The sequence below is a fragment of the Flavobacterium sp. AC274 genome (assembly GCF_979258275.1).
This window is the reverse complement of sequence record NZ_OZ409852.1, coordinates 1,535,485-1,549,883: the sequence shown is the minus strand read 5'-3', so window position 1 is coordinate 1,549,883 and position 14,399 is coordinate 1,535,485. Positions and strand designations below refer to the sequence as shown.

10 protein-coding genes and 1 pseudogene are annotated in these 14,399 nt (G+C 33.4%); 1 reads left to right on the top strand and 10 read right to left on the bottom strand.

The features are described from left to right. The first annotated feature begins 80 nt into the window (after positions 1–80). A complete protein-coding gene (locus tag ACZZZT_RS07155; RefSeq protein WP_463459897.1) occupies positions 81–983 on the top strand; it encodes a DUF6607 family protein in 903 nt (300 codons plus the stop codon). A 99-nt stretch (positions 984–1,082) separates the two neighbouring features. On the opposite strand, the gene ACZZZT_RS07150 is transcribed toward ACZZZT_RS07155, so the two are convergent. The 10 genes and pseudogenes from ACZZZT_RS07150 to argS form a co-directional block, all read right to left on the bottom strand. After that, entirely contained in the window at positions 1,083–1,568 is a 486-nt protein-coding gene (locus ACZZZT_RS07150) for a lipid-binding protein (RefSeq protein WP_124020477.1), read from the bottom strand. Positions 1,569–1,578: 10 nt separating this feature from the next. Beyond that, a complete protein-coding gene (locus tag ACZZZT_RS07145) occupies positions 1,579–2,214 on the bottom strand; it encodes a DUF5011 domain-containing protein (RefSeq protein WP_463459896.1) in 636 nt (211 codons plus the stop codon). 11 nt (positions 2,215–2,225) lie between these two features. Then, positions 2,226–3,653 carry a SusD/RagB family nutrient-binding outer membrane lipoprotein gene (locus ACZZZT_RS07140; RefSeq protein WP_463459895.1) on the bottom strand — a complete coding sequence of 476 codons (1,428 nt, stop codon included), beginning with the start codon at positions 3,651–3,653 and terminating at the stop codon, positions 2,226–2,228. A gap of 14 nt (positions 3,654–3,667) precedes the next feature. Further along, positions 3,668–6,514, bottom strand: coding sequence for a SusC/RagA family TonB-linked outer membrane protein (locus ACZZZT_RS07135; RefSeq protein ID WP_463459894.1), 2,847 nt, complete (start codon positions 6,512–6,514; stop codon positions 3,668–3,670). Beyond that, on the bottom strand, positions 6,490–6,819 hold the full coding sequence (locus ACZZZT_RS07130; protein ID WP_463459893.1) for a carboxypeptidase-like regulatory domain-containing protein: 330 nt from the start codon (positions 6,817–6,819) through the stop codon (positions 6,490–6,492). Before ACZZZT_RS07130 ends, ACZZZT_RS07135 begins: the two co-directional genes overlap by 25 nt. 615 nt (positions 6,820–7,434) lie before the next feature. Then, positions 7,435–8,883 (bottom strand): RagB/SusD family nutrient uptake outer membrane protein, encoded by a 1,449-nt coding sequence (locus tag ACZZZT_RS07125; RefSeq protein WP_463459892.1) that lies wholly within the window; start codon positions 8,881–8,883, stop codon positions 7,435–7,437. 4 nt (positions 8,884–8,887) lie between these two features. Further along, positions 8,888–11,353 (bottom strand): SusC/RagA family TonB-linked outer membrane protein, encoded by a 2,466-nt coding sequence (locus ACZZZT_RS07120; protein WP_463462394.1) that lies wholly within the window; start codon positions 11,351–11,353, stop codon positions 8,888–8,890. 20 nt (positions 11,354–11,373) lie between these two features. Continuing rightward, positions 11,374–11,706, bottom strand: a complete 333-nt coding sequence (locus tag ACZZZT_RS07115) for a TonB-dependent receptor plug domain-containing protein (protein ID WP_463462393.1) — start codon at positions 11,704–11,706, stop codon at positions 11,374–11,376. Further along, entirely contained in the window at positions 11,688–12,074 is a 387-nt protein-coding gene (locus ACZZZT_RS07110; protein ID WP_463459891.1) for a carboxypeptidase-like regulatory domain-containing protein, read from the bottom strand. The genes ACZZZT_RS07115 and ACZZZT_RS07110 overlap by 19 nt, the downstream gene beginning before the upstream one ends. A 435-nt stretch (positions 12,075–12,509) precedes the next feature. After that, positions 12,510–14,287: pseudogene (argS, locus tag ACZZZT_RS07105) on the bottom strand (arginine--tRNA ligase). Positions 14,288–14,399: the final 112 nt, after the last annotated feature.

The following is a 14,399-nucleotide window of genomic DNA, read 5'->3' as shown; positions in this document are numbered from 1 at the left end:
CGCAAATATATAAACTATTTTTATTTGTTCTAAATAAAATGTATATATTTGCGAAAATTAAAAACAAAACAATTTAAGTTATGATTTCAAAAAGTCTTTATTTTTCAGCCGTAATGGCTTTGGCATGCAGTCTTGGCTTTAGTCAGGATAAAAAGCAACAGGACATTAAATCGATTAAATCAATGTGTGGTTGTTATGAAGTAAAATTCAATTTTACTGAAACTTTTCAATACCCAAAGGACTCTCTCACTTATAAACCTTCAGAAACTAAACACGAATCGGCATTGGAATGGGTAGAGTTACTTGAAGACACTCCAAACAAAATTGTAATGCAACACTTATTGATTGTAAGTGACGACATGATTATCAAACACTGGAGACAAGACTGGCTATATGAAAACACAGACTTATATTCATTTGACAAAGGCACCTCTTGGAAATATAAAAAATTAGACAAGAAAGCCGTTAAAGGTCAATGGACTCAAAAAGTATTTCAAGTAGACGATAGTCCAAGATATGAAGGATCTTCAACTTGGGTACATGTTGATGGAGAAAATTACTGGTCAAACGTTGCTGATGCTCCTCTACCAAGAAGAGAACAAACCAAGCGTAACGACTATAATGTATTAAAAAGAAGAAACATTCACGAAATCACTGCTACAGGTTGGAACCACGAACAAGACAACGCCAAACTTATTAGAGATGAAAACGGAAAAGATGTTTTATTAGCAGAAGAAAAAGGGATGGATATTTATACTAAAGTTCCGGACATTAAATGTATTGCCGGTCAAAAATGGTGGAAGGAAAATAGTGCCCTTTGGAAAAATGTTCGTGACAAATGGCAAACTCTTTTCGACAGACACCAAGACCTAAACCTGGAAGCTAAAGTGGACAGAAAAGCTCTTTATTCTCTTTTGTTTGATTTGAAACCAAATGCTACAAAAGCAGAAACTGATGCAATCATCAACAAGTTTGTAAAATAAAATATTTGAGTTAGTTGCAAAAAGCCGATAGTTCTGCAACTATCGGCTTTTTTATTTAATAAAAATTAAGGCTTCCCAATCTCAAAATTTAACTCATTGTTATTCATCTTCACTAAAACCAGTTCTTCTACTTCCTTCATAAGAATAAAGTACTCCTGGCTCATTACTAAATTCTGCCTTAAAGGAAATCTTATCAACTTTATGACCTCCTTTGGAAACAGCAGCTTCTTTTTCAACTTTACCATTTGTAATAGTTACTGTTACAGAACCATATTCATTTGAAGCAGATGAAGCCGAAAATGAACCTTCTTTCTCAAAAGTAACTTTGATTTTGAATTTTTTAAACGAATTCTGATCGTCTAGCCACAAAGTATTATTGTTGGCTGCCGTATTATAAGTAGAAAATAATTCGTGTTCTGAAACTTTTCCAGATGCATCAGACGCATCAATAAACCATTCACCTGCCAAATTTTTAGCTGATGTTCCTCCCGTAGTAGTTTCACCAACTTCGTCACAAGCCATAAATGAAGAAAGTATAAGTACTGTTGCAATTATGCTTGTTGTAAATTGTTTTATTTTTTTCATTTTAAAAATTTTAATTTGATCGTGTAAATTTTCTATCTGCTGTTCCAAAGGTTGATGAAGCAATAATAGACCATTGCCAATGGTTCGGGTCTGTTATAATTCCGTTGTTGCTTTCTGCAGAAATACCAGATGTAGAAGTTTTTTCCTGATATGGCGCATAAATTTGTTTATCATCTATATTATAGAATTCTAAAGTTATTTTATTATCATTAACATCAAATCCCGTAGCATTATCGCATTTGTACTTTCTATCACCCAGTTTTGTGACAATATTGTTGTTACCGCTTCTCACAAAGGTACCAGACAAATCTATTGTGCTTGGCTTATCACTTAAAACAATTACGGTACGTGTTATATAAGCTGGAAATCCATCACTATTTATTGCAGCGTATTTAATTTTATATACAGCTGGTTTACTTGTATCAACTGTACCATCAATTTTAACATCTAATTTTTCTCCACTAGATTCAGCTTCAGCCCCTTGTTCTGTATATGTTTCGCCTTGCGTTAAAACAACGAGCGCATCACCATTCATGGACATATTTGCGTAATACGTTATTTGCGATACATGATCTGTAGAATCTGTTTCACAAGAAGTAAACAATAGTCCGGAAACTATCATTCCTAGTATAAATATTTTTTTCATTTTTTACTTTTTTAGTTAACATTCCACCATACCGGAGCCGTAATCGCCTGTAAAATCGGTGCATTTGGATTTCTTGATTTTACGATACTAGGCAAAACAATCCTTTTTGGAAACTTTCCTCCTGTTACATTTTCTACAGATACTGCAAATTGTCCGGGAATATAAGATTCGCTTACTTGAGAAACATTAGATATTTTTGGGTATCCGGTTCTGTTTTGCTCCAAAAAAGATTCATATCCGTTTCCAGGGAAACTTGCAATCCATTTTTGAGTAATAATTGCCTCAATTTGTGCATCAGTCCCTGTTGCGGGAAATTCGTATTTACCTCCGGCAGCAACAAATGTTTCTGCGTTTCCTCCAAATCTTGTTATTGAAGTCTGAACGCCTAAATCGTATTTAGCTTTAGCTCCCGCTCCACCATAATATCTTGTTAGTACTTCTGCTTGTAAAAAACTGCTCTCTTCCTTACTGATAAAAAATACAGGTGTTAGCGGACTTAATAATACTTGGGAAAGATTAGTTGCTTTGTTTTCAAAATCACCTTGATTATTTGGACTTCCGGCTCCATAATATTTATTTAAACGAGGGTCAGTATTAACTTGTAGATAAGAGTACAATGTTTTACTCGCTTTCAGGTTTAAAGTACTATTTAATTTTCTTCTGTCAGACTCATATAATGGATTACTTTGATCGGCTGCATCTACAAATTGAGTCAATGCGGCGTCAACATCTAAAAATTCTGCACCTGAATCGATTAATGCTTTTATCCCTGATTCGGCTAGTGTCGGATCAGCTGCTGTTAATCTCATGTGTAATTTTAGCAATAAAGTATTACCAAATTTTGTCCAGTTTGCCATTTCACCTTTAAAAAGTAAATCATCAGCTGCTGGCGCAGTTCCTTTAGAAGAACTTAGATCTTTTGATAGCGCTAATTTTAAATCAGCAATCATCAGATCGTATGTTTCTTTGCCTGTATTGAATTTAGGCTGTAAAATATTTATATTATTTGCTTCAGCGTAAGGAATAGCATCATATAAATCGGTCATTACCTGAGAGCCTTCTACTTCAAGAATTGTTGCCATTAAGTAATAATTCCAGTTTTCTTCTGCTAATGCCTGTGCTTTTACAACTCTGATATCATTCAAAGCATCGTACATAGCAGTCCATGCTGGTTGATAATCGTTTGTTCCAATAGTATAAGAATCAACATTTTTATATTGATTGGAAGTATTATTTTGTGTCCAAAATTGAGACCAAAATCCGCCAATTAAAGCGTAATAAGATCCTTGCGCACCTGCAAGACCAACTATACCTGCAGGAAGGATAGTACTATTTGCTTGTCCGGACGGCAAAGTATCGGGATTTCTATTAATATCAAATGTTTCATCACATGAGACTAATAAGAATAGTACTGTAATTAATGTTGCTATTTTTTTCATTTTTCTATATAATTTTAGAATGATAATTTTAAAACTCCACCTAAAGATCTTTGTGAAGGGTTAGATCCAAATTCTCCAAAGTCTGAAAGTACACCAGTTCCATAAGTTCCTACTTCAGGATCTGTATATGGATTATCTCCCGGAGTCCACATAAATAAATTTCTTCCATAAATACCAAGTGACATTTTGTTCAATCCGATATTTTTGGTAAAATCAGAAGAGAAGTTGTAAGTCAAATTAATTTCCCTTAATCGTATGTATGTTTTATCAATTACATGAGTTGGTTCAATGCCCGGATTATTTGAGGTATTGTAAAAGGTAGATACTTTATCCCAAGCGATTGCCGTTGTGTTTTCCGTATAAGTAACATCTTTTGTTATAGCATCTACATGTTCATTAACAGAATTAGGAACAATAAAAGGATTTCTGTCGTTATAAGTAGTTTCAATACCATTTCCTGTGAAATGGGATAGTCTTTTGGTATATGAATAAAATTCGCCCCCTTGTTTCCAGTCTAATGAGAACCCTAGATTAAGGTTTTTGTATTTGAAAGTATTTTGAAGTCCCATTACAAAATCACGTTGCGAATTTCCAATTTTTTGAAGATCACCACTTACTTCATACAATCCTGTATCAGCATTAACAACATATTGTCCTGCAGCATTAATTTTTGGAACTTGAGAATAAAATGTACCTATTGGCTCTCCTTTAGCAGCCGAATAAGTAATACCATAAGCAGTTGCTAAATCAATTCGGTCAAAACCATCAGCTAGTTTAGTAACTTCATTAAGGTTTTTAGTAAAAGTGTAAGTCACGCTCCATGAGAAATCTGTATTTTTGATTGGACTTCCAGTAATAGAAAGCTCTATACCTTTATTTACAAGATCTCCCGCATTAATCGCTTTAGTTGTAAATCCGGTTGAGGGATCCAAAGGCAGGTTCACAATCAAATCAGAAGTTGTTTTATGATATAAGGCAATATCGTAACTGATTCTGTTTTTGAAAAATGACCCTTCTGCTCCAATTTCATATTCAATTGTAGTTTCTGGTTTTAATTCCGAATTACCAAGTTTTCCTGCGGCTTCATAGTAACTAATACCTCCAAGCGGAGATAAAATTTGTCCAAAATTGGCAGAAGCAACTCCTGAAATATATGAGTTTTCAGTTGAGTAAGGACTAGTATCATTTGCAATTTTAGAAGCTGAACCTCTTAATTTTAGAAAAGTATCCCCATTATCAATTACAATAGCACCTAAAGATAAAGCTGGGTAAAAATAGGCATTGTTACCAATCGGTAAAGTAGATGTAACATCTTCCCTGCCTGTTAAAGTAGCAAAATATTTATTTTTGAAAGCAAATTCTGCAGATGCATAAACTGCCCCGGTTTTTCTTAAAGTGTTAGTTTGCGAAATTTTTGCTCTAAATGGAGTATTTGAAAGTTCATAGTAATTAGCAACTCCAAGATTTGTTATTGAATTCGTTAATTCATCAGATTCTCTTTTATTATAGTTGAAACCTCCTAAAAGATTAAAATTCCAATTCTCTCCTAAATTAGTATTATAGTTAACATTGAAAAATGTATCAAACTCACTATATTCAGATCTGCCTTCTGTAACTCCACCTACAACTTTATTGGTTTTTGCAATAGCCTGTGGAGTTCCTGGAAGATAATCTACAATAGCTCCGTAACTTTTCAACCTTTCTTGTCTTAAGTTACCGCCCACTTGCCATGAAGCCGTAATTTTATCAGTAATCTTATAACTTAAATTTACGTTTCCAAAAATATTATTTCCATATATTTTTGTACTGTTCTCATTAATCGAGAAATAAGGATTTGAAGAATAAGGAGTGAAATAATAATCAGGAGTATTAAAAATATTTCCTTTATAATCTCTTAAATCTACTACACTAATATCTCTCGGAATTTGCAATAAATCCTCTTGCAATGTAGACCCTTGGCCAGCATCATCACCTTGTCCTGTGTTTACAGCACTTTGATTTTTGTAAACATAATTGAAAGCGGTTCTTAATGTGAATTTTTTCGATTTCAAACCACCATTAAATCCTAACGATTGTTTTCTATATAGATCAGCATCAGTTGGTATAATTCCATCACTATTTACATTTGAAAATACCAAAGAGAAATCTGAAGCATCTCCTCCTCCGCTAAGGTTTACGGATTGTGTAGATAATAAACCTGTATCATAAAAATCTCTAATGTTATTTTTTAATCCAACATAAGGTTTAATTTGCTGACTGTTATTATATACAGTTCCCCAAGGTCTCACCTCTCCATTAAATGCAGGTCCCCAAGAACCATTTTCATTACTGTATGTGTTAGTTCCTGAATATCCGACACCATTCCAGCCTTGTCCAAATTGATTTTGTAAGTGAGAAACTCTTGCTGCTTCGCTTAATTCTGTTGAAGCAAGCATATCAACTTTTATTCCTGAATTAGACTTTCCTTTTTTAGTTGTGATGATAATAACTCCGCCACCTGCTCTTGAACCATATAAGGCAGATGCTGCAGCTCCTTTAAGAACTGTCATGCTTTCTATATTATTAGGATCAATATCACTTACACCATTTCCTGAATCATAAGATCTTTTAGAAGAAGCAACTCCGTCATTACTCGTCCCTGTTGCTGTATTATTAATTGGAGATCCGTCAACAATATATAAAGGACCTGAATTTCCTGTTATAGTATTCAAACCACGAATAACAACTTTAGTAGAAGCTCCTGGCTGTGAGGGTGCCGTAATATCTACTCCGGCAATTTTCCCTGAAAGTGTTTCAAATGGATTTGTATTGACTACAGCCGTAAGCTGTTCTGATTTTAAGGTTGTCGTAGCATAACCCAAAGATTTTTTTGTCTCTTAATACCAAAAGCAGTTACAACAACGCTTTCAAGTTCTTGTGCGGCAGCATCTACTAATTTTACATTAATAACCGAGGAACTTGCCGCAATTTCCTGCGTTTTCATTCCAATATAACTAAATATTAAAATTTGATTTGATTCCGCTTTAATTGCATATTTTCCATCAAAATCAGTTTGCGCACCGGTTTGAGTTCCTTTAATTAATACAGTTACCCCCGGCAATGGTATGCCTGTATTGTCTGAAACGGTTCCTGTAATTTTTTTCTCTTGTGCAAATGTAAGCTGCATAGCAAAAGCAAAAAAAGCATCCCAAATACCTTCATTTTTTGTTTCATTATTTTATCATTTTGATTAATTGAGCGCAACTTATCAAATTAATATAATTTTAACAAGAAAATATTATCATTTAACATTTATTAAAGTAGCTAAAATATTACTTTTTATTTTGAATTTTGAGTGGAATTTATGGTAACATATTTTCAACAAAACAGTTATACCATAAATAAGGATTCTTGCTTTGTCCGAATATTTTTTTAATCAACAAATTCTATTAAAACTAAAAATGATAGTTTTTAAGATTTTTTATGTCGAAAAACAATTAATACTTTTTAGAAAATCCCTTCTTACAAACTTTAAAAAAAGACATAAAAAAACCGTCCAAAAATTAATTCAAACGGTGGTCCTTTTATAATCTTCACTAAATAGGGTACTAATTCAAAATAGTTAAAAATAAATACAAGGAGGGTATTTTTAACAGACTGAAATCTGTATTTATTTCTATAATAAAATGCAAAAGTAATATTAGACTGAAAGTATTTGTAGGGATAATACGTTTAAAGAATAACAAATAAAGCCGATAGTTTTAAAACTATCGGCTTCTCTATTTAAAAAAATAAATGTGTTTTATAATGGACTTTGATCAATTAACGGATTGGCATCTATTTCTGCCTGCGGAACCTGGAATATGAACCTGTTATCTCCAACAGGAATATTAAATTTTCCAAAGGTTGCATGATTTGAGCCTGGATAATCTCTTGTCAGTGGTACCTTCAATCGTTTCATATCAAACCAGGCATATCCTTCGCCCCATAGTTCAATCCTTTTTTGGAGTATGATTTCATCTATTAAAGCTGTTCCACTATTGGTAGACAGGACATATGATGGATCTCTTGTTATAGTAATATCATATAAAACTTGTCTTGCACCAGGCTCATTTCCTGATTTTGCAAGAGCTTCAGCTTCTATATAATACATTGCAGCAGATCTTAAATAAATATAATCGCCGGCATCAACCGTTGGATCTCTAAATTTTATATTGGCATATTCCGGTAATGAAGGATATATTGTACTTCCGCCCGGTGCAACAAAAGCAGTTTTTCTATAATCAGTATCTGATATGCTACTATACAGATTTTTGTCAATGTTTTTATAAATTTCTAATCCTCCAGCATATCCATCAGCGTTTGTATTGTCAAAATGAGAAAAGAAACTGGCCACAAAACTACTTTGTGCAGAAGTTATCGTTGCACCCCACATGGTATCTCCGTTAAGTGTAAGATCGTAAAAACCATTTAACCATACACTTTTTGATAACAATGGATAATTTTGTCTGGCGGCGTTAGCAAGTGGTGCAGCTTCAGCATATTTCCCCATTTCCAGGTAAACATCAGCCAAAAATGCTTGTGCAACACTTTGATTTACAGCAGCAACACCTCCACTTGGAATTCCTTCTAATAATTGAATAGATTCTAATAAATCTTTTTCAATGACAGCATACACTTCTGCTACAGTTGATCTTGGTGCACCTTCTAGAGTCACCTGAGTATAAAGCGGCACAGAAAGTTCATCTTCATTTCCAATATATGTTGGTCCATACATGCGGGCTAACATAAAATAAAAATAACCTCTTAATGCCAAAGCCTCTCCTCTAATTTTCTTCAGCTCATCGTCGGTCGCAGCATCTGCCGGAACCGCAGTCAATACCACGTTTACTGTTTTAATTTGTGGATAGTAGATGCTCCACGCTAATCTCGATCTGCTGTTTGTTTGTTGTCTTCCCAAATAATTATAAAAAGAACCATACCAGCTTGATTTGGTCATTAGCATATCATTTGACATCATGTCTGTTGCTGCAAGTATTGATTTGTGTCCATAATCTTCATGGTTTCCAGACACCGATAATCCATAAGATCTAAGTGCAGAATAAACTCCATTTATAATCGCTGCATTTGCAGCAGCAGATGTGGCAAGTTGTTCATCATTGATAGTTGACTCAGGCACTGTATCTAAAAAATCGTCAGAACAACCTGTGAATATGAACAATGACAATGTAAGTATAATTAATTTTCTCATGTTCTTAAAAATTTACTGTTAAACCAAAGGAAATAGTTTTCATAACTCCATATACATTTAAGGATTGCCCATTATTGGTTCTTGACCCCAGATTATTTAACCTTGGATCCATCCCTTTTCTTTCTGACCACAATGCTAAATTGGAACCCATTAAACTAAATTTAGTAGATTGAATTCCGATATCTTCAAGTCTGCTATTTTTAAAATCATATGATATGGAAACATCCTGTATGCTTAGATAATCTGATTTTATTAAGAAATAATCTGAAGCTGACATTTGTAAGGTTGAAATATGATCAATTCTCGGAATATCAGAATTTGGATTATCAACAGACCATGCTTTTTGTACATCTTTGTGATAATTTTGTCCAATATTGTCTGAACCTGAATACATGGCAGTTTGATAAACACCATCAAACATATACCCTCCAAATTGATAAGCAAAACTAGCCTGGAATGTTATGTTTTTATATCTAAAGATTGTTCCAAACCCACCATATACATCCGGGTTTGCATCTTTATCGCTTAAATATTGCGTTGAATTTCCGTAAACATTTGTTGTGGTTCGACCAGTTACGTTTCCGGAAGTATCTTTTACATCCATATACCATAGTGCATCTCCATTTGTTTTATCAACGCCTGCAAATTCTCTCAAATAAAATGCGTAAGCCGGAGCTCCTTCTTCAAAACGAAAAATTCCGTTTGTAAATGGACTTGGCAATGATGTCACTTCATTTTTATAATGAGTCCCGTTAACCCAAATATTAAAGTCAATATCTTCTGTTTTAATGGCATCAATTCCTATATTAACCTCTACACCTTTATTATTCATGTCACCGACATTCTCAGTAACAAATGAAACCCCTGTTGAAGGCGAATTTGGTTTATTATAAATTAAATCACTTACTTTTCTTTCAAAATATTCAGCTTCAATATTTACTCTGTTGAATAATTCAATTTCAAAACCAACATTCATATTGGCAGATTTCTCCCATTTAATATCCCTATTTCCCTGATATACTGTTAGAACACTTGCATTTCCATCAGCGTCTGGTACAATTTCATACTGGGTTTGATAAGCATAGTAATTTCGTGCACTTCCAAAGTAAGAACGATGGCTTATTTGTGATGTTCCCGGATAAAATATATTATCGTTTCCTTGTTCTCCGTAACTTCCTTTTATTCTTAAGTTTGTAATCACTTTTGACTTAGGGAAGAAAGATTCCTTCATTATCGACCAGGCAGCTCCAAAACCATAGAAATTACCCCATCTGTTTTCCGGTGCAAATACAGACGATCCGTCTCGTCTAAAACTGGCATTGATAAAATATTTTTCTTTGTAATTATAGTTTAACCTTGAAAAATAACCTTCAACATTATACAAATCGTTATATCCATCTACGTATACATATTTTGTTCCGTTGCTTAAAATAGGCAAATTTGGAATAACCGCTCCGGATTTTTGACCCGCCAACATTTTTGATTTGTAATCAGATGATTCATGTCCGACAAGGATATCCAGTGAATGACTTCCGAATGTTTTTTTCCAGGATAAAAGCTGCTGGTTTGTAATGGTGTAATCGTTTGATGTTGCGGTAGAATTTCGACCATTTACACCTTCATCGTCTCCTCCTTCTCCGGTAGTGATATTTAAATAATACCCGGACAATAAATCATATCCAAGATTATATCTAAAATTAAAATCTTTGAAAAAATCGATAGAAACATATCCTCTCGCTCCAAATTTATTCTCTTCGTTTAAATTTGTATTTAATAATGTTGTGGCATAAGGATTAAGATTTGCTCCATACGGACGATCTCCTGAATCATTAAAATCATAAGCCCTATTACCATTCTGGTCATTTACAAAATTTCCGCTGGCATCTCTTTCCCAAACAGGATAAATTGGCGCAATATTTCTCGCCCAGCTAAATAAATTGCTATAAGTAGCAGATCCAACCTGAGATATTGGTGCGTTTTGATCTGTATTGGCAAAGTTTAAATTTGTTCCCACTTTTATTTTACTGGTAACATTATAATCAACATTTGCTCTAACTGTTGCACGTTTAAAATTTGAATTAATTGTATATCCTTCATCTTTAAGATAACCCACAGATAAATAGGAACTAAGATTATCTGTACTGGATGATAAACTTAAAAAATGTTCTGTTCTTGTAGCGTCTCTAAACAATTCTTTGGCCCAATCATCGTGATATAATAATCTGGCATTAGGATTAAGTTGTCCTGTGGCAGGATTAATTACCTGATCACTTGGCACATTGTAATTGTTATATCCTAAAGAATAAGTATCCCCGGTAATTAAGGTTTGTGAGGCAATTGTAGATGCATCTGCAGCCGTTTCACCATCGTAAATTAAACCATTTCTAATGCGGTTATAGACTGTTTTATAATAATCTCCCGGATCTGTAATCATATCATATTCAGGAACAGCTCTTGAGTTAACCCCTATTTTAGTTTCGTAAGTAACTTTTAATTTCCCTTTTTTCCTTTTTTTGTTGTAACAATAATAACTCCATTTGCTCCTCTGCTACCGTATAATGCGTTTGATGAGGCATCTTTCAGGAAACTGATAGATTCAATATCCTGAGTGGCTATAGCGTTTATATCTCCGTTGTACGGAAAACCATCTACAACATACAATGGCGTATTTGAGGAAGAAATTGATCCGATACCTCTAAAACGTACTTGAGGCGGATCTCCGGGTTGTCCTGAGTTTGCACTAATTTGCACACCCGAAACTTTACCGGTTAAAGATTGAATTGCATTTGAAGCCTGAGTATTCTCTAAAGCTGCGGCATCAATTTTAGTAACCGCACCGGTAATCTCAGATTTTTTTGAGTTCCGAAAGCTACTACAACCACACCTTCGAGTTCTAGAGCGTCTCCAAGTAATTTTGCATTCACTGTAGTAGATGATGCAGGTTCTTCATTTGCTTTCATACCGATGTAGGTAAATAACAAAATTTGATCTGGTGAAGCCTTTATAGAGTACTTACCATCAAAATCAGTTTGTGTTGCATTATTTGTTCCCTTAACTGATACAGTAACACCCGGAATTGGCATACCTGCATTATCAGAAACGGTTCCCGAAACAGTTCTTTCTTGTGAAAATGCTAATTGAGATAGCATTAAAAGAAATACTATAAATCCTTTTAATTGTTGTTTCATCATTAATATTGTTTAAGGTTATTCATGCAAATTATTAAAAAATAACAATTTTAACAATATTTTAGCAGCGTTTAACAAATTAAAACGATGAATTTACTTATTTAATTAGAGGAATCAATTTGTGTTAACAGAATTTTACAGGAGGAATTTATGAATATTGTATGTTTCAAAAAATAAAAAAAACCGTCTAAAATCCCTATTTCAGACGGTTTCACCTTTTATTTTTACTAAAAGCTTACTAATTCAAAATAGATAAAAATAAAAAATAAGTTCCCTATCATAGAACTATTTAGTCATATAATAAAATTACTACAAAAAAAATAGATTTACAAAATTAATCTACTAATTAACAGTATTTTACAAATAACATTTTAAATTATTAAGCACAAAAAAGCCGATAGTTTTTCAACTATCGGCTTCGAATAAAATTATTTTTTTCTACATTCTTTCCGGAACTTCGATTCCTAGCAAAGTAAATGCTGCTTTAATTACCTCAGCCACTTTTTGAGAAAGCTGTACTCTGAATATTTTTTTGTTAAATCTGTTTCACCTAAAATATGAACTGACTGATAAAATGAGTTATATTCCTTTACCAAATCATACGTGTAATTTGCAATTAAAGCCGGACTATGATTTTGCGCCGCATTTTGAATTACTTCCGGGAAAAGTTCAATTTGTTTTACCAATTCTTTTTCTTTTTCATGAAGCTCTTCTATTGCTGTTTTAGCTGAAAAATCAAAATCAGCTTTACGAATAATAGATTGAATTCTCGCATATGTATATTGTATAAATGGACCTGTATTTCCGGCAAAATCAACAGATTCTTCAGGATTAAATAAAATACGTTTTTTTGGATCTACTTTTAAAATATAATATTTCAAAGCACCAAGACCAATCGTTTTATACAGTTTTGCTTTTTCCTCTGCAGAATAACTATCCAGTTTTCCTAAACCTTCAGAAATTTGTTTGGCTGTATCTGTCATATCCTGCATCAAATCATCAGCATCTACAACAGTTCCTTCACGGCTTTTCATTTTTCCTGATGGCAAATCCACCATTCCGTATGACAAATGATATAAACTTGAAGCCCAGTCAAAGCCCAATTTTTTCAAAATTAAAAACAAAACTTTAAAGTGATAATCCTGTTCATTACCAACTGTGTAAACCATTCCGCCAACATCCGGCATATCTTTTACACGCTGAATTGCAGTTCCAATATCTTGCGTCATATAAACTGCAGTTCCGTCAGAACGCAATACAATTTTACGGTCTAAACCTTCATCAGTTAAATCAATCCAAACTGAACCATCCGGATCTTTTTCGAAAACACCTTTATCAAGCCCAACCTGAACAACATCTTTTCCTAATAAATAAGTATTGCTTTCGTAGTAATATTTATCAAAATTAACTCCAAGATTGGTATATGTGGTAGCAAAACCATCATAAACCCATTGGTTCATCATTTTCCAAAGATCTATTACTTTTTCATCGCCAGCTTCCCATTTTTTCAGCATATCTTGCGCTTCAACAATAATTGGAGCTTGTTTTTTTGCTTCTTCTTCCGTTTTACCTGCTTGTATCAATTGATTGATTTCCGCTTTATAAGCTTTATCAAATTCAACATAATATTTACCAACTAACTTATCACCTTTTAAATTCGAACTTTCAGGAGTTTCTCCGTTTCCGAATTTTTCCCAGGCAAGCATTGATTTGCAAATATGAATTCCACGATCATTGATAATTTGCGTTTTATAGACTTTTTTACCCGAAGCTTTAATGATTTCGGCAACAGAATATCCTAATAAATTATTACGAACGTGACCTAAATGCAAAGGCTTATTAGTATTTGGCGAAGAGTATTCCACCATAATTGCTTTTTCATTTGGATTCGGCGCTACATATCCAAATTTTAAATTGTCTTTGATTTCATTAAAGAAATTCAAATAATAACTATCAGAAATTACAATATTCAAAAAGCCAGACACAACATTAAAGCGCGCCACTTCGGTTACATTTTCAACCAGATAATTCCCAATTTTATTTCCTAATTCAGCAGGATTGCTTTTAGTCATTTTTAACAAAGGAAAAATTACCATTGTAATATCGCCTTCAAACTCTTTTCTGGTAGTTTGAAATTCGATTTTATCAACAGTAACATCAAATAGTGCTTGTATTGATTTTTGTATAGAAGGTGTAAGAATTTGTGATAATGACATGTAAACTTATTTTTAAAGTGAGCAAAGATACTGCTTATTCACCAATTACAGAAAACGAAAAAGATATAAAATAACATATCCCGATTCGAATTTCTCAAAAAACGAATTGTTT